Raw genomic sequence first — 21,176 nt, 5'->3', positions numbered from 1 at the left:
TCAAAAGCGGCTCATTTGAGTCGCTTTTTTTATGCTTGCTATTTCGTACCTTTGTATTCTTAAAGAACGATTATGTTAGAGAAAGAAGTTATTGACTTTGAAAAATCAATTATAGTTGGAATAATAACCCAAAACCAAAGTGAAGATAAGCTGAATGAATATCTTGACGAATTGGAGTTTTTAACATTCACTGCTGGTGGAACGGTGGTAAAACGTTTTTCACAAAAAATGGATAAACCTAATCCTAAAACCTTTGTAGGAACGGGTAAATTAGAAGAAATCAAATATTATATTAAAGATAACGACATTAAAACCGTAATTTTTGATGACGAATTAACCCCTTCACAATCTAAAAACATTACCAAAGAATTAGATTGTAAAGTACTAGATCGAACCAATCTTATCTTAGATATTTTTGCGCAACGGGCCGAAACATCCTATGCACGAACACAAGTTGAATTAGCCCAATGCCAATATTTATTACCTCGCTTAACCGGAATGTGGACCCACTTAGAACGTCAAAAAGGAGGTATCGGAATGCGTGGCCCTGGTGAAACTGAAATTGAAACCGACCGTCGTATTGTGCGTGATCGAATTTCGTTACTGAAAGATAAAATCAAAGTAATCGACAAACAAATGGCTACGCAACGCAGCAATCGCGGAGCGATGGTTCGTGTGGCCTTAGTAGGTTATACCAATGTAGGTAAATCAACCTTAATGAATGCTGTAGGAAAAAGCGATGTGTTTGTCGAAAATAAATTATTTGCCACGCTTGACACTACGGTTCGAAAAACCGTAATTAAGAATTTACCGTTCCTTTTAAGCGACACCGTAGGATTTATTAGAAAACTTCCCACGCAATTGGTTGAGTCGTTTAAAAGCACCTTAGATGAAGTGAGAGAAGCTGATTTATTGCTTCATGTGGTAGATATTTCACATCCCGAATTTGAAGACCACATTGCTTCGGTAAATCAAATTTTACTAGACATTAAAAGTGCCGATAAACCCACGATTATGGTGTTTAACAAAATTGATGCTTTTCAATCGGTTTATTTTGATGCAACTGATTTAAGTGTTGAAAAAAGCACCAAGCATTACACCTTGGAAGATTGGAAACAAACTTGGATGAGTAAATTAGGTGAAAACAAAACCTTGTTTATTTCAGCAACAGAAAAAGCCAACTTTGAAGAATTTAGAGAAAAGGTTTATGAAGCAGTTCGTGAAATTCACATTACACGCTTTCCGTACAATAAATTCTTATATCCCGATTATAAAGACGCGGTTGAGAACGAGTAAAACCTCAAATCGGTTATTTACGCTTAAACAAAGGCACTGCCGAACACGCCTCGCCAAACATAACACTTTTGGCTACTTTCATTAATTTTTGAATCGCTAAAGTATACACTTCATTGGGTACGGCTTTTTTAGAACAGCCTTTTAAGATAACTGGTTTGTCAAAATAATCGGTGTAGTCGAGTTTGTTTAAAATGTCTTGATACCATTCAATAACTGCCATTTGTTTCGTGCCGTGAATAATGTGTAAAGCAAACGGCGTCAAATGAACCGCAACTAATGCAAATGCCCAAGCGGGTAAAATGGCATCGGTAGCACAATACAAGGCCACATATTTGTCCGCGTAGTTAGACCAGTCGGTGTCTTTTAATTGGGCTCTAAAATTAGCTTCTTTTAGTAAAAAACCTTCCACTAACCATTGCGAAATATCAACCTCAACCACATGATTATCTGGATAGTAATCTTCTAAATCGAATACCATCAAAGAACTTTGCGCTACTTTGTTTACTATTTCATCCATTGTTTAGTCTCAGTTTTCAGTCTCAGTTTTCAGTAAGAAGCTCAGAAACTGCTCACTGCGACTGCGACTGCTTACTTTTTTAAAGCATTCCCAATTCTAACTTCGCTTCTTCGCTCATTAAGTCTTTGCTCCATGGCGGATCAAAAGTAATTTCTACTTCGCACGATTTTACGGTATCAATAGATTTTACTTTTTCCTCCACTTCTTGCGGCATTGTTTCAGCCACTGGGCAATTTGGTGATGTTAAAGTCATGACGATTTTTACATCGTTGTCTTCATTAATCATAACATCGTAGATTAAACCTAATTCGTAGATATCTACCGGAATTTCTGGGTCAAAAATTCCTTTTAATACTTTGACAACGTCTTCGCCTAAGTTGATTGTATCGTTAAATTCTTCCATTTTTTTTAATTTTTATTATAACCATATAAGTCATATAAGCTAATCCCATAATGTATTATATAGTTTGTTTACAAATGTTTGTTGTCCTTCGTAATAAATATTCTTAACATTAAAGTTAATCAGTAATCCTATTGGTTTTTCAAGTAAGTTCATATAAGTTAAAAGTTGCGCCTCATAAATAGGATTCATTTCCGCAACTGCTTTCAATTCAACTACTAAAATGTCTTCAACCAAAATATCACATCTCAGTTTTGATTCTAATTCAAATCCTTTGTAATTAATTGGAATATTGCATTCTGAAATTGAATTTATATTTCGTAATTCTAATTCTTTAATAAGACACTGGTGATAAACTGTTTCTAGCAATCCTGGCCCTAATCTTTTATGAACTTCTATTGCAGCTCCGTTAACTTGATAAACTAAATCTTTTAACTGCGTTTTTGTAACATTCTTCATGGCTTGCATTATTTTTTGTGGTGTAGATCATATTGAAAAACTTATATGGCTTATATGTTTAATTTTTTATTGCTTTGCTTGAAACGCTAAAGCATACATTTTTATTTGTTTAATCATTGAAACCAATCCGTTAGCTCTTGTGGGCGATAAATGTTCTTTTAATCCAATTTCATCAATAAAACCAGTATTTGCTTGTAAAATAGCTGCTGGTGTTTGGTTTGAAAACGCCCGAATTAAAACGGCAATAATCCCTTTGGTTAAAATCGCATCACTATCGGCTGTGAAAACAATTTTTCCGTCTTGCTCTTCGCCATGCACCCAAACTTTAGATTGACAGCCTTTGATGATATTTTCATCTACTTTGTATTGTTCACCTATTAAAGGAAGTGTTTTCCCAAGTTCGATGATGTATTCGTAGCGCTGCATCCAGTCGTCAAACATAGAAAATTCGTCAACAATTTCGTGTTGTATGTCTTGTATTGTCATGTTATTTTTCGGTCAATTTCAAAATTTTATTTACCAATTTTTCTATTTCCATTGGCGGATATCCATGATCAAAACCGTTCGCAGGATATTCAACTCCAGCTGAAATAAATGTAATATTTGCATGTGCCGCACCATCATAAAACCGTTTTTCTGTAGGCCATTTGAAGTCTTTCACTTTAGCCAAATCTACTGCTTTGGTAAGCATCACAATTTCTTTCCAATCCGCATCAGAAATAGTTATTTTTTCTTGGTAATCTTTAGCATCTCGTTCGCGAGAAACAAACAACACTTGATGTTCAACTTTGATGTTTAAAACAAAATTTCGAGCATTTGCCTCATATTTTATAACCGGAATGTCATTGTTCTGGTGATTATTCATGTCGCTTTTAGTCGGTTTACAACCCACAAAAAACAGAAGTATAATGCCTAATAAAACTCTCATACGCTTTCTTTTTAAGACAACATCATTTGTGCTTTTTTAACCGCTTCTACAAAGATATCAATTTCTTCCTTAGTGTTGTAAAAAGCAAAACTTGCTCTAATGGTGCCGGGAATATTGAAAAAATTCATAATAGGTTGCGCGCAATGATGACCTGTTCTCACTGCTATACCTAACTTATCTATAATTGTGCCAATGTCATAAGGATGAATCCCTTCAATATTAAATGAAATAACTGAAGTTTTATTTCCTCCCGAAATTTCAGGACCATAAATCGTTAAACCTTCTATATCTTGTAATCTTTTGGTTCCGTAAAGTAATAATTCGTGTTCGTAAGTAGCAATATCATCAAAACCAATGGCATTCATGTAATCAATAGCGGTTCCTAAAACAATTCCGCCCTCTATGTTTGGTGTTCCTGCTTCAAATTTATGTGGTAAATCGGCATACGTGGTTTTCTCAAACGTAACTTCAGCAATCATTTCGCCTCCGCCTTGATAGGGTGGCAATTTTCGCAACCATTCTTCTTTTCCGTATAAAATTCCAACGCCTGTTGGCCCGCAAACTTTATGTCCTGAAAACACATAAAAATCACAATCCAATGCTTGCATATCTGGACGTAAATGTGGTGTGGCTTGAGCGCCGTCAATTAAAACCGCTGCTCCTACTCCATGTGCTTTTTTAATGATATATTCTATTGGGTTAACCGTACCTAACGCATTTGAAATATGGTTAACCGTTACGATTTTCGTTTTTTCGGAAAGTAATTTATCAAATTCCGAAAGGATTAATTCCCCTTTTTCATTCATTGGGATAACCACCAACTTTGCTCCTGTTCTTTCACATAAAAATTGCCAAGGCACAATATTGCTATGATGTTCCAAAGCCGAAACCATCACCTCATCACCTGATTTTAAAAGACTTGCAAAACCATTCGCCACCAAGTTAATTCCGAAAGTCGTTCCCGAAGTAAAAATGATTTCGTAGTTGTGTTTTGCATTCAAATGATTTTGAATCGTATTTCTAGAAGCTTCATAGGCATCGGTAGCCAATTGACTCAACGTATGCACACCGCGGTGAATATTCGCGTTGATTTCGCTGTAATAGGTAGAAATAGCATCGATAACCACTTGCGGTTTTTGCGAAGTAGCTCCGTTATCAAAATAAACCAACGGCTTCCCATTTACCTTTTGTGAAAGTATCGGAAAATCAGCTCTTATTTTTTGGATGTCTAACATATTTCTAAGATTTATTTTTTACAAATCAAATCCCATATTTACGCCTAATTTATCAGCGATAATACGAGCAATTTTTGCTTTTAATTCTGGGATTTTTACACTGTTGGTAACTTCGCTTGTAAACGCATACATCAACAAGGCTTTGGCTTCTTTTTTAGGAATTCCGCGTTGTTGCATGTAAAACATTGCGCTTTCGTCTAATTGTCCAATGGTACAACCGTGCGAACATTTTACATCATCAGCAAAAATTTCTAATTGTGGTTTTGCGTTGATGGTGGCTTTATCGCCAATTAAAATGTTGTTGTTTTGTTGGAACGCATCGGTTTTTTGCGCTTCTTTTTCTACGAAAATTTTTCCGTTGAAAACGCCCGTTGAGCTATCGTTTAATATCGTTTTATAATTTTGGTGGCTTTCGCAATTTGGCGTAGCATGTTGCACTAAAGTAAAATGGTCTACGTGTTGTTTGTCACCAATAATAGTAATTCCTTTCAAGGTAGAGTCGATTCGTTCTCCTTGGTGATAGAAATTCAAGTTGTTTCTAGTGATGTTGCCGCCAAACGAAAATGTATGCACCGCTACTCTACTCTCTTGCTTTTGGGCAATGTAAGTGTTGTCAATCAAATTAGCGGTTTGCACATCGTTTTGTACTTTGTAATAATCCACAATGGCACGTTTTTGAGCAAAAATTTCGGTAACCGAATTGGTTAAAACCGGATTTGAATTCAAACTTTGGTGACGCTCTACAATTTGTACGTGCGCATTTTCTCCCACAACAATCAAGTTTCGAGGCTGTACCATCAAAGCAGCTTCGGTCCCTGTAGAAAAATAAATAATTTCAATTGGCTTATCTACTACTTTACTTTTCGGAATGTTGATGTAGGCGCCTTCTAACGAAAATGCAGTGTTTAAAGATGTTAAACTTTCTTCTTTACTAGCAATTTGATTAAAATAGGTGTCAATTACCATTTTGTATTTGGGTTTGGTCAATGCCGAAGACATCAAACAAACATCTAAACCATCATGTGTTGTAGAAGATAGAAACGAACTAAAAATTCCGTCTATAAAAACTAATTTGAACGTGTCGATTTCGTGTAAGAAATACTTTTTTACGTCTTTAAATTCGATGGCATTATCCTTTTTTGGGAACACCGAAAAATCATTTTTCAAAATCGCATTTAACGATGTGTATTTCCATGCTTCCTCTTTTTTTGTGGGGAAACCTTTATATTCGAAATTTTTTATGGCATTACTTCTTACCTCATGAAGTTCAGAATGGGTATCAATCTTTTCTTCAAAGGCCATGAAAGAAGCTAATAGTTTATCTTTTAATTCCATTGTATTTAGTATTCAGTCGCAGTGTTCAGTCGCAGTCATCTGATAACTGTGACTGAGACTGTAAACTAATTTAATTCATTTTTAATCCAATCGTAACCTTTTTCTTCAAGTTCTAAAGCCAAATCTGCTCCGCCAGTTTTTACGATTTTTCCGTCCATTAATACGTGAACGAAATCGGGAACGATATACTCTAACAAACGTTGGTAGTGCGTAATGACTAACACCGCGTTATTTTCAGTTTTCAATTTATTCACTCCGTTAGCAACAATTCGTAACGCATCGATATCTAAACCAGAATCGGTTTCGTCTAGAATTGCGATTTTTGGTTCTAGCATTGCCATTTGGAAAATTTCGTTACGCTTCTTTTCACCACCTGAAAACCCTTCGTTTAAAGAACGCGACAAGAATTTTCGGTCCATTTCTAATAATTCTGCTTTTTCACGAATTAATTTCAGCATTTCATTCGCAGGCATTTCTTCTTGCTTGTTTGCTTTACGTTTTTCGTTAATTGCGGTTTTAATAAAATTCGTTACCGAAACACCTGGAATTTCTACAGGATATTGAAACGATAAGAAAATACCTTTATGCGCTCTTTCTTCTGGAGCTAATTCTGAAATTTCTTCTCCGTCTAAAAAGATTTCTCCTTCAGAAACTTCGTAATTTTCATTTCCGGCAATAATTGAAGATAAAGTAGATTTTCCGGCACCATTCGGTCCCATAATCGCATGTACTTCTCCTGCTTTGATTTCAAGGTTGATTCCTTTTAATATTTCTTTGTCTTCAACAGACGCATGTAAATTTTTTATCTCAAGCATTTTGTTTAAGGTTTAAAGTTTAGGGTTTAAAGTTATTTGAACTTCGTTCCTTTGTAATCGTTATTATTTAAATAAATTATGAAGTTATTAATTTTACCACTCAAATTTTCATATTCTAAAACTAATGAGTTTAACTGTTCCTCATTAATATATTCATTATCAAAAACTCTATATAATTGAGAACGAGTTTCGCCAGCCGAACCTTTAGCAATGGATAAAAATTGTCTGAATTCTAAATTTCCATTTCTTTCAAATCCTTCTGCAATGTTATCCATAACTGAACCTGATGACGCTTTTATTTGATCTTTTAATCTAAAATCTGTTTTTAAATCCGACTCTTTAGCAATTGTAATTATTTCTTTAGAAAGTTTTCTTGCTTCTTTCCAAATTTCTAAATCTTCAAATTTTTTTATTGTTGCCATATTTTTTGTTTAATTTTTGACTTTATTTAAGATTAAAGATTAAACGTGCTAAAAAAGCCAACTTTAAACTTTGAACCTTAAACTTTAAACAAATTTAACCAACACTTCCCTCTAAGCTAATTTCCAATAATTTCTGCGCTTCAACCGCAAATTCCATTGGTAATTTATTCAATACTTCTTTACTGAATCCGTTTACGATTAAAGCAATTGCTTTTTCGGTTGGAATTCCGCGTTGGTTGCAATAGAACACTTGATCTTCTCCAATTTTTGAAGTAGTAGCTTCGTGTTCAATTTTAGCCGATGCATTTTTACTTTCGATATACGGAAAGGTGTGTGCGCCACAATTATTTCCCATTAAAAGCGAATCACATTGCGAAAAATTACGAGCATTTTCGGCTCTTGCTGCTATTTGGACTAATCCTCTATAGCTGTTTTGTGATTTTCCAGCTGAAATCCCTTTAGAAATAATGGTTGATTTTGAATTTTTACCCAAGTGAATCATTTTCGTTCCGGTATCGGCTTGTTGATAATTGTTGGTAACTGCAATCGAGTAAAATTCGCCAATTGAATTATCGCCTTTCAACACAACCGAAGGATATTTCCACGTTATTGCCGAACCTGTTTCTACCTGTGTCCAAGAAATTTTAGCGTTTTTTTCGCACAAACCTCTTTTGGTTACGAAGTTGTAAACGCCTCCTTTGCCTTCCTTGTTTCCTGGATACCAGTTTTGCACCGTTGAATATTTGATTTCGGCATCGTCCATCGCAATTAATTCTACAACGGCTGCGTGCAATTGGTTTTCATCACGACTTGGTGCCGTACAACCTTCCAAATATGAAACGTAACTGCCTTCATCGGCAATTAGCAATGTTCTTTCAAACTGACCAGTTCCACCTTGATTTATTCTAAAATACGTTGATAATTCCATTGGACAACGAACGCCTTTTGGAATATAACAGAAACTTCCGTCAGAAAAAACTGCCGAATTTAAAGCCGCATAAAAATTATCTTTCTGCGGAACAATGGTGCCTAAATATTTTCGAACTAATTCGGGATGTTCTTTGATGGCTTCCGAAATAGAACAAAAAATAATGCCTTTTTCGTTTAATGTTTTCTTAAAAGTCGTTGCCACAGAAACTGAATCTACCACGATATCAATCGCCACATTATTCATTTTCTTTTGTTCGTCAACCGAAATTCCTAACTTTTTATACATCGCTAAAAGTTCCGGGTCAACGTCTTCTAGTTTTTTATTAGGATCGGCTTTTTTGGGTGCTGAATAATACGAAATCGCTTGAAAATCTGGTTTTTCATAATGAACGTTTGCCCACTCTGGTTCTATCATTTCTAACCAAGCTCTGAAAGCTTCCAAACGCCATTCGGTCATCCATTCAGGTTCATCTTTTTTCTTAGAAATCGCCCGAACAATGTCTTCATTTAATCCAATAGGAAACGTTTCCGAGTCTAATTCGGTGTAAAATCCATATTCGTATTCTTTATTTTCTAATTCGACTTTTAAGTCGTCTTCTGTGTATTTGCTCATATTAGCCCCCTAGCCCCCGAAGGGGGAACTCCTATTAGGGGTAAATAGGATTTCAATTATTTTATATTTTTATATTAACAATAACTATTGGAGCCCCTCCTTTGGAGGGGTTGGGGAGGCTTACAGCGAGAAACTCTCTCCGCACCCACATGTTCTTTGTGCATTAGGATTGTTAAAAACAAATCCTTTTCCGTTTAAACCGCCCGAAAATTCTAAAATGGTTCCTGCTAAATAAAGGAAACTCTTTTTCTCAACGGCAATTTTTATGTGGTTATCTTCAAAAACTTTATCGTTCTCGGTTAGTTCTTTGTCAAACTTTAATTCATAAGACAACCCCGAGCAACCGCCACTTTTTACGCCTACTCTCACATAATCTTTGGCCGCATCAAAACCATCATCTTGCATCATCGCAACGATTTTTTTACTTGCTGTATCAGAAACTTTAATCATAACGTCGTTAGTATTTGTGTTTTATTCGTGATATGTAATTTGCATTGAAAAATTTGTTTTTAAATTCAATTGTTTCTCATGCTCATTTCATAGCTTATTTTGATTTTGTCTAAATTAACGACAAAGATAATCCATTAATTACTTTTTACAAGGCTTGCTAACATTTTTATAACTTATGTTAGCATAGTTTCCATTTATAGTATTTTTTGTATTTTGGCACAAAATAACAAATCATGAAATTGCATGCTATTGAAGCGGGAAATTTTAAACTAGATGGAGGTGCTATGTTTGGTGTTGTGCCAAAAACCATGTGGAATAAAACCAATCCGGCCGATGAAAACAACTTAATTGATATTGCAGCTCGTTGTTTATTAATTGAAGACGAAAATCGTTTAATTTTAATTGACACAGGAATGGGCAACAAACAATCGGATAAATTTTTTGGATATTATTCGCTTTGGGGCGATCATTCGTTAGATAAATCACTAAAAAATGCGGGTTTTCATCGCGATGATGTTACCGATGTCTTTATGACGCATTTGCACTTTGACCATTGTGGCGGAAGTGTGAATTGGAACGCAGCTAAAACGGGCTATGAAGTGGCGTTTAAAAATGCTAAATTCTGGACGAATGACAATCATTGGGAGTGGGCTACAAAGCCAAACTCTAGAGAAAAAGCATCGTTTTTACATGAAAACATCATTCCGATGCAAGAAAGTGGGCAACTGAATTTTATCAAACGACCAGAAGGCGATTTTTTACAAGAATCTGAATTAGGTTTTGGCATTTTCTTTGCCGATGGTCATACTGAAAAACAAATGATTCCACACATCAATTACAAAGGAAAAACAATTGTTTTTTGTGGTGATTTACTGGCAACAGCAGGACATATTCCTATTCCTTATGTAATGGGATATGATACAAGACCGTTGTTAACTTTAGACGAAAAAACAAAATTTATGAACGCGGCAGCCGAAAACAATTATTATTTGTTTTTAGAACACGACGCTCATAATCAAATAATTACGGTAGAAAAAACGGAAAAAGGAGTACGCTTAAAAGATGTTTTTAAATGCGAAGACCTTTTTTAAAGCCGTAAAAATTTAAAGAACTGTAACAAAAACAAATCACATCAGTCCAATAACTGAAATTAATTGGAATGATGAAAAGAATTCTAAATTTTAAATTAATACAATTCTACAGGGCATTTTTTTCTTGTAGTATTTAAAAAAGCAACCATGAAAAAAATTCTTTTTTTTAGCTTCTTTCCAATTATACTATTGGCACAAAACAATCCAAATCCGGGCTATTGGCAACAACACGTTGACTATAAAATGGAGGTGAATATGGATGTCAAAAAATTCCAATACACCGGAAAACAAGAAATTGTTTACACCAATAATTCTAACGATACCTTGCGCAAAGTATATTATCATTTATTCAACAATGCGTTTCAACCTGGAAGCGAAATGGATGCAAGACTTCAAGCCATTTCTGATCCAGATAAACGAATGGTAAGAACCTTTAAAAAAGAAGGAAAAGAAACTAAAGAAAGTAGAATTAGCACTTTAAAACCAAACGAAATTGGCTACTTAAATATTGCAAATTTAAAACAAGATGGTGTTGCTGCAACCTCAAAAGTTGTTGGAACTATTTTAGAAGTTACTTTAGCAAAAGCCATTTTACCAAAACAAAAAACAACCTTTTCATTAGATTTTGAAGGTCAAGTCCCTTTACAAATTCGTCGTTCTGGCCGATTATCTGAAGAAGGCGTTGCTTTATCGATGACGCAATGGTACCCAAAGTTGTGCGAATATGATTTTGAAGGATGGCACGCAAATCCATACATTGCACGTGAATTTCATGGTGTTTGGGGAAATTTTGATGTAAAAATCACAGTTGATAAAGACTACACCATTGGCGGAACGGGCTATTTACAAAACAAAAACGAAATTGGTCATGGTTATCAAGATGAAGGTCTAGAAGTTGTGTATCCAAAGAAAACCAAAACACTTACTTGGCATTTCTATGCGCCAAACGTACATGATTTTGCTTGGGGCGCCGATAATGAGTTTGTTCACGACATGATTTTAGGGCCTAATAATGTGGAATTGCATTTCTTGTACAAAAACAAAAAAGACAATTTAGAAAATTGGAAAAAAATGCAACCAAAAACTGCTGAATTGTTAGCTTTTTTTAATGAAAATGTAGGACAATATCCCTACAAACAATACTCTGTAATTCAAGGTGGCGATGGCGGAATGGAATATGGAATGTGTACGTTAATCACCGGAAACAGAGCCTTTGGAAGCTTAGTGGGTGTTACGGCTCACGAAATGGCGCATTCTTGGTTCCAATTTGTTTTGGCAACTAACGAAACCAAACACGAATGGATGGACGAAGGATTTACATCGTACATTTCTAACTTGGCGATGAACAAAGTTTTACCTCCTAAAAAACCAGAAATTCCTTATGAAGACGCCTACAATAATTACATTTATTTAGCAAAATTAGGAAAAGAGCAACCGCTTTCTACTCACGCCGATCGTTATGAATTTAATATGGCTTATGGAATTTCGGCTTATAGCAAAGGAGAAGTGTTTTTAGCACAATTAGGCTATATTATTGGTCAAGAAAACCTCAACAAAACCATCAAACGTTATTACAACGAGTATAAATTTACACACCCAACACCAAACGACATTAAGCGTGTAGCTGAAAAAGTATCTGGAGCTAATTTAGATTGGTATTTATTAGAATGGACATTAACAACAAACACTATTGATTATGCCATAAAATCGGTAAACACGGCACAAAATAGCACCCAAATAACGTTAGAACGCAAAGGTAGAATGCCAATGCCACTAGATATTATAGTGGAATATTCCGACGGAACTAAAGAATTTTTCTATATCCCAAACACGTTAATGCGTTGGGAAAAACCGAATCCATACCCTAATCTTAAAGCAACCGTTTTAAAAGGATGGGATTGGGCGTATCCAACCTTTACTTTTGAAGTTCAAAATAAAACTATTAAATCCATTACCATTGACCCAGAACAATTAATGGCAGATATAGAAAAAGAAAACAATATTTTTCCCAAAAAACAATAGAATTAAGCCGACTCAAAAAAGTCGGCTTTTTTTATACCTTTGCCTTATGCAGTTCACGTATCCAAAACACGAAAAATTAAAGAGCAAAACCACAATTGATTTGCTTTTTTCGGATGGAAATTCGGTTTCGAAATTTCCATTACGTTTGATATATGTTGAAAACACAGAAGAAAATGCTGAATTAATAAAAATAGGCGTTTCGGTTTCAAAAAAATACTTCAAAAAAGCGGTTGACCGCAATTATTATAAACGTGTCTTGCGTGAAACCTATCGTTTAAACAAGCATCTTTTAATTGATTCGTTGCAAAAACCTTATGCATTTATGTTCTTTTATCAAACCAATGAACGTCTGTCTTATCAGGAAATCGAAGAAAAAACCATTCAACTTTTTCAAAAATTTTCCGAAATAACAAAGTAAATCGTCGCTTAAGTTTAGTTTTTGCACAATATTCTTTACTTTCGTAACTGTATTAATCAATTTCAAAATTCATGAAACGTTTCTTCAATAGAAAAATAATTATCCCTTTAGTAACAATATCCTTTCTTTTTATAGGGGTAAGTTTTAAAAATGACTTTTTTGAAATTGCTAAACAAATTGAAATTTTTACCGGCGTTTTTAAAACCGTAAATCAAAATTATGTTGACGAAACGAATGCTGGAGAACTTATGGATATTGCCATCAAAAACATGCTCAAAGAATTAGATCCATACACTGTTTTTTTTAACGAACAAGATGTTTTAAAGTTTAAAATTAACAATACCGGCGAATATACCGGCATCGGAGCTATGGTGCAGCGAAAAGACGGGAAAGTATATTTAAAAGAAATTTATAAAGACTTTCCAGCAGATAAAGCGGGTTTAAAAGCGGGTGACGAAATTACGCAAATAGGCGATGTCAACCTAAAAGAATACAAAGAAGACGCCTCTCAATTACTCAAAGGTGCAAAAAATACTCAAGTTGCTATTCAATACATCAGACAAGGAAAAACTCAAAACGCAACCATTATTTTAAATGAAGTTGAAATTAAAGCCGTTGAATACTATACTCTGTTAAAAGATAAAACAGGTTATATTGTGTTATCAAAATTTAACGAAAAAGCAAGCGCCGAAACGAAAGCTGCTTTATTAGATTTAAAACAAAAAGGCGCCACAAAAATAATTTTAGATTTAAGAGGAAACCCAGGCGGTTTATTACACGAGGCGGTTAATATTTGCAATCTTTTTGTGGCTAAAAATGAGTTAATTGTAACTACAAAATCTAAAAATGCAAAATACAATTCTGAATACCGCACAAAAAACGAACCAAGTGATATAGAGATTCCTTTAGTGGTAATTGTAGATGGAAAAAGTGCTTCGGCCTCGGAAATTGTTGCGGGAGCCATTCAAGATTTAGACCGTGGTGTAGTTTTAGGCAGTAGAAGTTTTGGAAAAGGATTAGTGCAACGACCTTTGGATTTATCCTACGGCACACAAGTAAAAGTTACCATATCTAGATATTATACCCCTTCGGGAAGATGCATTCAAGCGCTAGATTATGCAAAAAAAGATGAAAACGGAAAAGCCATTAAAAAAACACAAAACGAATTTAACGCCTTTAAGACAAAAGCTGGGCGAACGGTTTATGACGGTGGTGGAATATTGCCTGATGTTGAAATAGCAGCAACTAAAATGGCAAATAGTACCGATGCATTATTAAAAAACGATGCTATTTTTAATTTTGCTACGCAATTATATTATAAAAATCCAAATGTTAATGGTATTCCTACTGTTTCTGATGTTGATTTCATGGCTTTTAAAAACTATTTAAAACAAGAGAAAATTAATCTGGATTCAGACACTCATAAAGCGTTAAAAACTGTATTGGAAAACGCCAAAAAAGAAAAAATAGAGGGTCAAATTGCGGCAGAATACAAACTACTTGAGGCGGCATTAGAAAAAAGTCAGGAATTAGAACTAAACAAAAATAAAGAGCAAATTAAAAAACACCTACAAGAAGAATTGATCATCAGACATCAATATAGAGATGGGTTGTATTTATTTTATACCAAAAACAATCCCGAAATTGAACAAGCTATTAATCTGTTAAACAATTCGGCTCAATACGCTTCGATATTAAAAAAATAACTAATTAAAACTAATTATCAATCTATGAAATGGTTAGTATTTGTAGCGGCATTTTTTTCTTTTGGGCTCAGTTTCGCTCAAGAAGAAGAAATCTATTCTATCTTTTTTGAATTTGATAAATTCAATTTAAAAGAAGAACAAGCCGAAGGTGTCATAGCATTTGTCCAAAAAATTGATACTGCACGAATCGAATCAATACAAATTTATGGCTATTGCGACGATAGGGGAAAAGACGAATACAACTTTGTTTTGTCTACTAACAGAGCCAATACCGTAAAAGATAAATTAATTGAACGCGGTATTAAAAGTAAAATTATCATTACGCTTGAAGGAAAAGGCAGAATCATGCTCGATGAAGATTTACAAACCGACATTCCTGAAGCCAGATCTAAAAACCGAAGAGTAGATGTGGTAGTAAACTATAAATCTGTTCTAATTGAAAATTTAAAAATTCCGGGGGTTTACAGCACTGTAAAAAAAGATGCTGTGGCGGGTGATCGCATCTATCTAGAGCGAGTACTTTTTGAACGAGGAAGTAGTCAACTTACAACTCAGGCTAAAAAGGAATTAGATAAAATAGCAATCCTTTTACTAAAATATAAAAACATCCATTTTGAAGTGCAAGGCCACGTATGTTGCACGCCGACATATCACCGAGAAGCCGTTGATCGAGAAACTAAAAAAAGAGAATTATCTGTTAATAGGGCTAAAAGAGTTTTTAATTTTTTATTTAAAAAAGGCATTAGTAACTCGCGTATGACTTATAGAGGATATGGCAACACCCAATCTTTGAAACAAGGCAGCGCACTTGATAGAAGGGTAGAATTGTTGATTTTAAAAAATGAAGTTCCAGCGGGGAAAAAATAAGTTACTTTTTTTTCATCTCAATATGCGGAATATCGTCTTCTAAATAGGATTCGCTGGTTTGGACAAAACCATGGCTTTCATAAAAAATTTTTAAATATTCTTGGGCCGAAATAGTAATGGCAGTTTGATTAAAATTTTCTTCTATAGCAGCAATGGAAACGCGCATCAAGTCATGTCCGAAATTGAATTTCCGAAATTTTTGGCGCACAATTACTCTTCCTATCGATGCTTCATCAAAATAATTTCCTGCATCAAACAATCTTGAATAGGCCGATAATTCATTTTGACAATAGCCTAAAACATGAAGTGCTTTTGCGTCTTTGTCATCAATGTCTTGATAAACGCAGTTTTGCTCTACTACAAACACTTCTGAACGAAGTTGGAGCACAGAATATAATTCGGCTGAAGAAAGCTCGTTAAAACGCTTTATTTTAAATGTAATTTCCATAGTTGGGTAATTAAGGTAAAAAAACCACCGACTTCATCATGGCTTCCAGTTCAAAAACTAAATCGCGCTTTGATTTTGATGGATTATACGTAAACCCATCCAAAATTAAATACCGATTGTTTTTTGGGTCTATGATGGCATAATTAATAAAAGGCCCGGCCATAAAATCATTTTTAAGTTGCCAAGTTCCTTTGGTTTCAAAAGCCAGTTTGTGGTTAATTTGGGTTTGTAAAAAATAGGGCGAATACGCCTTTTCGGTGATCATCCATGTTTTGCCTAATGAGCCATGAATGTACCTTTTACCAATAGAATCTCTAACTTTTATGATATTATTTACAATATTGTGGTCTTTTTCTATTTGTGAAATAGGAACTTCATACAGCAACAAACTGTTATATCCTGTGGCAAGTTCCCTTCTAATCCATAAAAAATTTTTGGCCACTAATTCATATTTGTAATTGGTGCGAAGTGCCATTTTTACACGAAATTTTTCTTGTATTAATTGATCTGAAACAGGTGTTTTTAAGAACCGTTTTTGATTTTCAACTATTTCAGATTCCTTTATTTTCTTGATAATTTCGGCAGATTTTAATTCAACTAACTTTACCAATTCGGCAGAAGAGTTTGCGGTGATATAAAATAATTGTTGCGGATCTGCAAAGCGGTTTTTTTGATGCACAAAGTCGGTTTTTTTACCTTTCTTGACCACAATAATATTGCGGTTTTTTTTCACCATTCCTTCAAATATTTTTGTGGGATACTGATTTAAAGTGAAAAGGGGCTCCTCTTGAGGAAGTCCGTCTACTGGTGCTGCCCACTTTTTTCTAAGCGTATCTCCTATTTCCCCATTCCATAAATTATCGTCAATTACAATTGAAATTGAATTGATTTCGCCAAACGAAGTGCCTGTAGCCGAGCCGATATTTTCGTTTTTTTCAATACATGAAAAAAGAAGTAAAATGAGTATGAATAACGTTCCGCTTCTTTTCATTGTAATTGGTTTATCCGTTAATTTTTAGTTTCATACCCGGCTGAATGGCATCATCTGGAATTGAATTCCATTTTTTTAAATCGTCAACCGTTACACCTGGATGTTTTTTGGATATAATGAATAGCGTATCGCCTTTTTGAACGGTATAAAATTCCGATTTCTTGGTTGGAGTTTCTGGTTGTGCGGAATTAAACTCTTTTGAATTGGTATAAATTTTTAATTTTTGACCCGCCATAATAGCATTCGTTTTCAAATCATTCCATTTTTTTAAATCGGAAACTAAAACCCCTTGTTTTTCTGCAATTTTCATTAAGTTATCGCCTGGTTTTATAGTGTAAAAACGCATTTTCCTAACTATTTTTTCTGGGATGACATTTTTTTCATGTAAATTAGAAACTAAAGAATCTTTTGAAACCGAAGGATTAATTTCAATTTTGGTTTTCTCTTTCAACGTTTCAAGATATTCTAAATAGGCATAAATTTTATCTTCATTCGATACAAATAATCCTATTTTATTTTTCGGCAAACGTAAAAAATGTGGTTTTTCTAGTTCATACGGAATGATATTAAGCTTAAAAATTGGGTTTAAAAATTCTAATTGTTGTACCGGAATATCTAATAAATCTGATATTTGCTTAAACGATAACTGTCTTTTGATTTGGATGGTATCGGTTTCAAAATACGTTAAAGTTGCTTTTTTAGGCTGCAATCCGTGTTCTTTTCTAAACTCATAAATATACATTGTGGCTAAAAAAGCGGGAACATAATTTGCGGTTTCGCGTGGTAGATTTTTTCGAATATTCCAATAATTTTGACTTCCACCCGATCTTCGGATGGCTTTTGAAACATTGGTAGGGCCTGCATTATAAGACGCCAAAACCAAACTCCAATCGCCAAAAATTTCATACAAACTTGATAAATATTGACAAGCCGCTTCGGTTGCTTTTAACGGATCATAACGTTCATCAACATAGGAATTTACTTCTAAATTGTACTGTTTACCAGTAGGATACATAAATTGCCACAAACCTGACGCGCCTACTCTCGATTTTGCTCTCGGATTTAAAGCCGATTCAACAATGGCTAAGTATTTCAATTCCATTGGGATATTATATTTTGCCAAATGTTCTTCAAACATTGGAAAATAATATTCAGAAATTGCCATTAAACGTTCGAATGCTTTAGTTCTGTTCTTTAAAAAGGTTTTAATGGTGTTTTCTAATGCCGGATTATATTCAATATTAAAAGGCGATCGTGCATCTAATTTTGCTAATCGTTTTTTAACCACTTCAGAAGACAAACTATAACTTACTTCAGCATCAAAATTAATCTCAGATATATCCGAAAACATATTTTCAGATAATTCAATATTAGCTAATTCTGACACCCATCGTTCGTCTATACAATTACTGGTACTATGATTTATAAAAGTTGCCTTCAAAGAATCTAGATAAGAAACTTTAGGTAATTGTATGTTGATCTCTCTTTCTGCATGTTCTTGCCCAAAGCTGTAAAGCGAGAGTAATAACATTACATATAGGATTGTTTTTTTCATTATGGTTTTGTTTTTGGGGCGCATTTAACTAATAACTTAATTATCAGCGTTTTATTGTTTCTATTCTAAAATTGCGGCAATCCCTGGCAACGTTCTGCCTTCCAACATTTCTAACATTGCACCACCGCCTGTTGATACATAGCTCATTTTTGGCTCTAACCCAAATTGCTTCACTGCGGCAACGCTATCGCCACCTCCAACTAAAGAAAAAGCACCGTTCGCAGTGGATTCTGCAATATATTCTCCTAATGCAATTGTTCCTTTTGAAAAATTATCCATTTCAAAAACACCTAATGGTCCGTTCCACAAAATCGTTTTAGAATCTAAAATAATGCGTCTAAAAATAGCTAATGATTTTGGTCCGGCATCTAGTCCTTGCCATCCGTCAGGAATATGATTTACATCAACTATTTGAGTATTTGCATCGTTTGAAAACGCGTCTGCAGCAACCACATCAACTGGAATATGAATTTGTACGCCTTTTGCTTTAGCTTGTTTTAAAATTTCGATTGCCAAATCTAATTTATCATCTTCACAAATAGAATTACCTATTTTTCCTCCCAAGGCTTTTACAAACGTAAAGGTCATTCCGCCACCGATAATCATGTGATTTACTTTGTCTAAAATATTTTCAATTACCGTAATTTTTGAAGAAACTTTACTGCCTCCTAAAATAGCAATTACCGGTTTTTCCGAATTTTTTAATACTTTGTCAATGCTTTCAATTTCTTGGGCCAATAAATAACCAAAACATTTTGCGTCTTGAAAAAATTGAGCAATAATTGTTGTGGAAGCATGAGCTCTATGCGCGGTTCCAAAAGCATCATTGACATAAATATCGCCTAATGCAGCTAATTTTTTTGAAAACTCCACATCGCCCTTTTCTTCTTCGGCATAAAAACGCAAGTTTTCTAATAAAAGGATTTCGCCAGGTTGAAGATTTTTAGCCGCAGTTTCTGCCGTTTCACCAATACAATCTGAAGCAAAATAAACTTTTTGACCTAGAATTTCTTCGGTTTTAGAAACAATGTGTTGCAACGAATAGTTAGCTTCAACACCTTTAGGTCTTCCCAAATGACTCATTAAAATGACACTTCCGCCGTCTTTCAATATTTTATCAATCGTAGGTTTTGCTGCCTCAATACGAGTGGCATCGGTTACCTTAAAATTTTCGTCTAAAGGAACATTAAAATCTACTCTAATAATTGCTTTTTTGTTATTGAAATTGAAGTCGTTAAGTGTTTTCATTATAATGGTTTAATTGTTTCGATGTTTGCAAATATAAATTATTGTATTCTAAATCTTTGTACGAATAATGATATTTAGTAATTTTTTAAAACTTTCCAATTTTGATTTTTTATATGGATTCGTTTACAATTCAGGAAATTTTGATTAGGTTTGTTGTATGCTTTTTAAGGAAATTTTAGGTCAAGTACACATTAAAAACCATCTCACAAAAAGTGCTGAGGCAGGAAGAATTCCGCATGCTCAACTTTTTGTAGGTCCGGAAGGTTCTGGCACTCTTCCTATGGCAATTGCGTATGCACAATATATTTTGTGTAACAATGTTGGTGGAGAAAACGTTGGTGAAAACACGGCTTGCAATCTAAAATTTAAGCATTTTTCACATCCCGATTTACATTTTGTTTTTCCGGTTGCAACCACAGACAGTATAAAAAGCCATGCTATTAGTGATAATTTCTTAACAGAATGGCGTCAATTTTTAACGGAATCGCCTTACGGAAACTTATTTGATTGGTTAAAAAATCTAGGGATTCAGAATAAGCAAGGCTTAATTGGTGTTGATGAAGCTACAGAAATCAATAAAAAATTGGCATTAAAAGCCTACGAAGGTGGTTACAAAGTGATGATTATTTGGATGGCCGATAAAATGAATGGTCCGTCAGCAAACAAATTGCTAAAACTTCTTGAAGAACCGCCTGCTAAAACGGTTTTTATTTTAATTTCCGAAAGCACCAGCGACATGTTGCAAACGATTTTATCGCGCTGTCAAGTAATTGATTTTATAGGTTTAAGCGAAAGTGTAATTGCTGAAGCATTAGTTTCACGTGAAAATTGCGATCCACAAGTTGCTAAAAAAATTGCACATCAAAGCGAAGGAAATTATAATAAAGCGTTGCATATTTTTAGAAAAGAAGACGATGAATTTCCTTTTGACGAATGGTTTGTAGAGTGGGTGAGAAGCGCATTTAGAGCAAAAGGAAATGCCGCTGCTATTAACGATTTAATTGCTTGGAGTGAAAATATTGCCGCTACCGGAAGAGAAACGCAAAAACAATTTTTACACTATTGCATACACTTCTTTAGACAAGCTTTGTTGCTTAATTATCAGGCAAACGATTTGGTTTTCTTGGAAACAAACGTGCCAAAATTTGAATTGGAAAAATTTGCTCCGTTTGTAAATGGTGCAAATATTAACGATATTTACAAAGAATTAGAAGATGCTATTTACCACATTGAAAGAAATGGAAATAGTAAAATTATTTTAACCGATTTATCTATAAAATTAACTCGATTAATTCATAAAAACACTTAATTATGACAGATGCTGCACCTATTTTAGTCTTGGCCTTATTAGCAATTACTTTTTTACAGTCTGGTTATGATAAAATTAAAGACTGGAAAGGAAACGTTGAATGGCTAAAAAGTCATTTTGC

22 protein-coding genes are annotated in these 21,176 nt (G+C 34.3%); 7 read left to right on the top strand and 15 right to left on the bottom strand.

The genetic code is table 11. The features are described 5' to 3' along the window. Positions 1-72 precede the first annotated feature (72 nt). Entirely contained in the window at positions 73-1,296 is a 1,224-nt protein-coding gene (gene hflX, locus ACIQZC_RS02390; RefSeq protein ID WP_396137638.1) for a GTPase HflX, read from the top strand. A gap of 13 nt (positions 1,297-1,309) precedes the next feature. Here the strand turns inward: hflX and ACIQZC_RS02385 are convergent, their stop codons facing one another. The 11 genes from ACIQZC_RS02385 to ACIQZC_RS02335 form a co-directional block, all read right to left on the bottom strand. Then, a complete protein-coding gene (locus tag ACIQZC_RS02385) occupies positions 1,310-1,813 on the bottom strand; it encodes a DUF2480 family protein (protein ID WP_396137637.1) in 504 nt (167 codons plus the stop codon). A 79-nt stretch (positions 1,814-1,892) separates the two neighbouring features. After that, positions 1,893-2,216 (bottom strand): SUF system Fe-S cluster assembly protein, encoded by a 324-nt coding sequence (locus tag ACIQZC_RS02380; protein ID WP_396137636.1) that lies wholly within the window; start codon positions 2,214-2,216, stop codon positions 1,893-1,895. Between the two features lie 39 nt (positions 2,217-2,255). Continuing rightward, positions 2,256-2,672, bottom strand: coding sequence for a GxxExxY protein (locus ACIQZC_RS02375; RefSeq protein ID WP_396137635.1), 417 nt, complete (start codon positions 2,670-2,672; stop codon positions 2,256-2,258). Positions 2,673-2,738: 66 nt separating this feature from the next. Continuing rightward, positions 2,739-3,158: a SufE family protein gene (locus ACIQZC_RS02370; protein ID WP_396137634.1), complete on the bottom strand. Its 420-nt coding sequence runs from the start codon at positions 3,156-3,158 to the stop codon at positions 2,739-2,741. A gap of 1 nt (position 3,159) precedes the next feature. Beyond that, positions 3,160-3,600 carry a hypothetical protein gene (locus ACIQZC_RS02365; RefSeq protein WP_396137633.1) on the bottom strand — a complete coding sequence of 147 codons (441 nt, stop codon included), beginning with the start codon at positions 3,598-3,600 and terminating at the stop codon, positions 3,160-3,162. Between the two features lie 11 nt (positions 3,601-3,611). Next, a complete protein-coding gene (locus ACIQZC_RS02360; protein WP_396137632.1) occupies positions 3,612-4,835 on the bottom strand; it encodes an aminotransferase class V-fold PLP-dependent enzyme in 1,224 nt (407 codons plus the stop codon). An 18-nt stretch (positions 4,836-4,853) separates the two neighbouring features. Continuing rightward, entirely contained in the window at positions 4,854-6,170 is a 1,317-nt protein-coding gene (sufD, locus tag ACIQZC_RS02355; RefSeq protein WP_396137631.1) for a Fe-S cluster assembly protein SufD, read from the bottom strand. 65 nt (positions 6,171-6,235) lie between these two features. Then, positions 6,236-6,985 carry a Fe-S cluster assembly ATPase SufC gene (sufC, locus tag ACIQZC_RS02350; RefSeq protein WP_396137630.1) on the bottom strand — a complete coding sequence of 250 codons (750 nt, stop codon included), beginning with the start codon at positions 6,983-6,985 and terminating at the stop codon, positions 6,236-6,238. A gap of 32 nt (positions 6,986-7,017) precedes the next feature. Continuing rightward, positions 7,018-7,407, bottom strand: a complete 390-nt coding sequence (locus tag ACIQZC_RS02345) for a four helix bundle protein (protein WP_396137629.1) — start codon at positions 7,405-7,407, stop codon at positions 7,018-7,020. A gap of 94 nt (positions 7,408-7,501) precedes the next feature. Further along, the gene (sufB, locus tag ACIQZC_RS02340) at positions 7,502-8,950 is read right to left on the bottom strand and encodes a Fe-S cluster assembly protein SufB (protein WP_396137628.1); all 1,449 of its coding nucleotides are present in this window, start codon (positions 8,948-8,950) and stop codon (positions 7,502-7,504) included. Positions 8,951-9,070: 120 nt separating this feature from the next. Beyond that, the gene (locus ACIQZC_RS02335; protein WP_396137627.1) at positions 9,071-9,400 is read right to left on the bottom strand and encodes a HesB/IscA family protein; all 330 of its coding nucleotides are present in this window, start codon (positions 9,398-9,400) and stop codon (positions 9,071-9,073) included. A gap of 233 nt (positions 9,401-9,633) precedes the next feature. Here ACIQZC_RS02335 and ACIQZC_RS02330 point away from each other — a divergent pair, with 233 nt between their 5' ends. From ACIQZC_RS02330 to ACIQZC_RS02310, 5 genes are all read left to right on the top strand, one after another. Beyond that, positions 9,634-10,491 (top strand): MBL fold metallo-hydrolase, encoded by an 858-nt coding sequence (locus ACIQZC_RS02330; protein WP_396137626.1) that lies wholly within the window; start codon positions 9,634-9,636, stop codon positions 10,489-10,491. Positions 10,492-10,638: 147 nt separating this feature from the next. Beyond that, the gene (locus ACIQZC_RS02325; protein WP_396137625.1) at positions 10,639-12,513 is read left to right on the top strand and encodes a M1 family metallopeptidase; all 1,875 of its coding nucleotides are present in this window, start codon (positions 10,639-10,641) and stop codon (positions 12,511-12,513) included. A gap of 46 nt (positions 12,514-12,559) precedes the next feature. Next, positions 12,560-12,931, top strand: a complete 372-nt coding sequence (gene rnpA / locus ACIQZC_RS02320) for a ribonuclease P protein component (RefSeq protein ID WP_396137624.1) — start codon at positions 12,560-12,562, stop codon at positions 12,929-12,931. Between the two features lie 71 nt (positions 12,932-13,002). After that, positions 13,003-14,637 (top strand): S41 family peptidase, encoded by a 1,635-nt coding sequence (locus ACIQZC_RS02315; RefSeq protein WP_396137623.1) that lies wholly within the window; start codon positions 13,003-13,005, stop codon positions 14,635-14,637. A gap of 24 nt (positions 14,638-14,661) precedes the next feature. Then, a complete protein-coding gene (locus ACIQZC_RS02310; protein WP_396137622.1) occupies positions 14,662-15,504 on the top strand; it encodes an OmpA family protein in 843 nt (280 codons plus the stop codon). Between the two features lies 1 nt (position 15,505). Here the strand turns inward: ACIQZC_RS02310 and ACIQZC_RS02305 are convergent, their stop codons facing one another. From ACIQZC_RS02305 to ACIQZC_RS02290, 4 genes are read right to left on the bottom strand one after another with little or no spacing between them, the layout of a single operon-like run. Continuing rightward, entirely contained in the window at positions 15,506-15,952 is a 447-nt protein-coding gene (locus ACIQZC_RS02305; protein WP_396137621.1) for a GNAT family N-acetyltransferase, read from the bottom strand. Positions 15,953-15,962: 10 nt separating this feature from the next. After that, complete coding sequence (locus ACIQZC_RS02300) at positions 15,963-16,943, bottom strand: DUF4837 family protein (RefSeq protein ID WP_396137620.1); 981 nt, start codon at positions 16,941-16,943, stop codon at positions 15,963-15,965. 10 nt (positions 16,944-16,953) lie between these two features. Next, entirely contained in the window at positions 16,954-18,498 is a 1,545-nt protein-coding gene (locus ACIQZC_RS02295; RefSeq protein WP_396137619.1) for a LysM peptidoglycan-binding domain-containing protein, read from the bottom strand. Between the two features lie 60 nt (positions 18,499-18,558). Then, positions 18,559-19,746 (bottom strand): phosphoglycerate kinase, encoded by a 1,188-nt coding sequence (locus ACIQZC_RS02290; RefSeq protein ID WP_396137618.1) that lies wholly within the window; start codon positions 19,744-19,746, stop codon positions 18,559-18,561. Between the two features lie 157 nt (positions 19,747-19,903). On the opposite strand from ACIQZC_RS02290, the gene ACIQZC_RS02285 reads away from it, so the two are divergent. Continuing rightward, complete coding sequence (locus tag ACIQZC_RS02285; RefSeq protein WP_396137617.1) at positions 19,904-21,055, top strand: ATP-binding protein; 1,152 nt, start codon at positions 19,904-19,906, stop codon at positions 21,053-21,055. Positions 21,056-21,176 lie beyond the last annotated feature (121 nt).

It is taken from the genome of Flavobacterium sp., from assembly GCF_044338735.1.
Taxonomy (GTDB): Bacteria; Bacteroidota; Bacteroidia; order Flavobacteriales; family Flavobacteriaceae; genus Flavobacterium.
Note: the sequence above shows the minus strand (reverse complement) of the source record. Positions and strands in the feature narration are given on the sequence as shown.

Bases quoted from the DNA above. Each gene is read 5' to 3' on its own strand.
- ACIQZC_RS02330 (WP_396137626.1), top strand. From the start codon at position 9,634: ATGAAATTGCATGCTATTGAAGCGGGAAATTTTAAACTAGATGGAGGT.
- ACIQZC_RS02385 (WP_396137637.1), bottom strand. From the start codon at position 1,813: ATGGATGAAATAGTAAACAAAGTAGCGCAAAGTTCTTTGATGGTATTC.
- ACIQZC_RS02365 (WP_396137633.1), bottom strand. From the start codon at position 3,600: ATGAGAGTTTTATTAGGCATTATACTTCTGTTTTTTGTGGGTTGTAAA.
- ACIQZC_RS02305 (WP_396137621.1), bottom strand. From the start codon at position 15,952: ATGGAAATTACATTTAAAATAAAGCGTTTTAACGAGCTTTCTTCAGCC.
- sufC (WP_396137630.1), bottom strand. From the start codon at position 6,985: ATGCTTGAGATAAAAAATTTACATGCGTCTGTTGAAGACAAAGAAATA.
- rnpA (WP_396137624.1), top strand. From the start codon at position 12,560: ATGCAGTTCACGTATCCAAAACACGAAAAATTAAAGAGCAAAACCACA.
- ACIQZC_RS02370 (WP_396137634.1), bottom strand. From the start codon at position 3,158: ATGACAATACAAGACATACAACACGAAATTGTTGACGAATTTTCTATG.
- sufD (WP_396137631.1), bottom strand. From the start codon at position 6,170: ATGGAATTAAAAGATAAACTATTAGCTTCTTTCATGGCCTTTGAAGAA.
- ACIQZC_RS02325 (WP_396137625.1), top strand. From the start codon at position 10,639: ATGAAAAAAATTCTTTTTTTTAGCTTCTTTCCAATTATACTATTGGCA.
- ACIQZC_RS02295 (WP_396137619.1), bottom strand. From the start codon at position 18,498: ATGAAAAAAACAATCCTATATGTAATGTTATTACTCTCGCTTTACAGC.
- ACIQZC_RS02345 (WP_396137629.1), bottom strand. From the start codon at position 7,407: ATGGCAACAATAAAAAAATTTGAAGATTTAGAAATTTGGAAAGAAGCA.
- ACIQZC_RS02290 (WP_396137618.1), bottom strand. From the start codon at position 19,746: ATGAAAACACTTAACGACTTCAATTTCAATAACAAAAAAGCAATTATT.
- ACIQZC_RS02375 (WP_396137635.1), bottom strand. From the start codon at position 2,672: ATGAAGAATGTTACAAAAACGCAGTTAAAAGATTTAGTTTATCAAGTT.
- ACIQZC_RS02315 (WP_396137623.1), top strand. From the start codon at position 13,003: ATGAAACGTTTCTTCAATAGAAAAATAATTATCCCTTTAGTAACAATA.
- ACIQZC_RS02335 (WP_396137627.1), bottom strand. From the start codon at position 9,400: ATGATTAAAGTTTCTGATACAGCAAGTAAAAAAATCGTTGCGATGATG.
- ACIQZC_RS02380 (WP_396137636.1), bottom strand. From the start codon at position 2,216: ATGGAAGAATTTAACGATACAATCAACTTAGGCGAAGACGTTGTCAAA.
- ACIQZC_RS02285 (WP_396137617.1), top strand. From the start codon at position 19,904: ATGCTTTTTAAGGAAATTTTAGGTCAAGTACACATTAAAAACCATCTC.
- sufB (WP_396137628.1), bottom strand. From the start codon at position 8,950: ATGAGCAAATACACAGAAGACGACTTAAAAGTCGAATTAGAAAATAAA.
- ACIQZC_RS02300 (WP_396137620.1), bottom strand. From the start codon at position 16,943: ATGAAAAGAAGCGGAACGTTATTCATACTCATTTTACTTCTTTTTTCA.
- hflX (WP_396137638.1), top strand. From the start codon at position 73: ATGTTAGAGAAAGAAGTTATTGACTTTGAAAAATCAATTATAGTTGGA.
- ACIQZC_RS02360 (WP_396137632.1), bottom strand. From the start codon at position 4,835: ATGTTAGACATCCAAAAAATAAGAGCTGATTTTCCGATACTTTCACAA.
- ACIQZC_RS02310 (WP_396137622.1), top strand. From the start codon at position 14,662: ATGAAATGGTTAGTATTTGTAGCGGCATTTTTTTCTTTTGGGCTCAGT.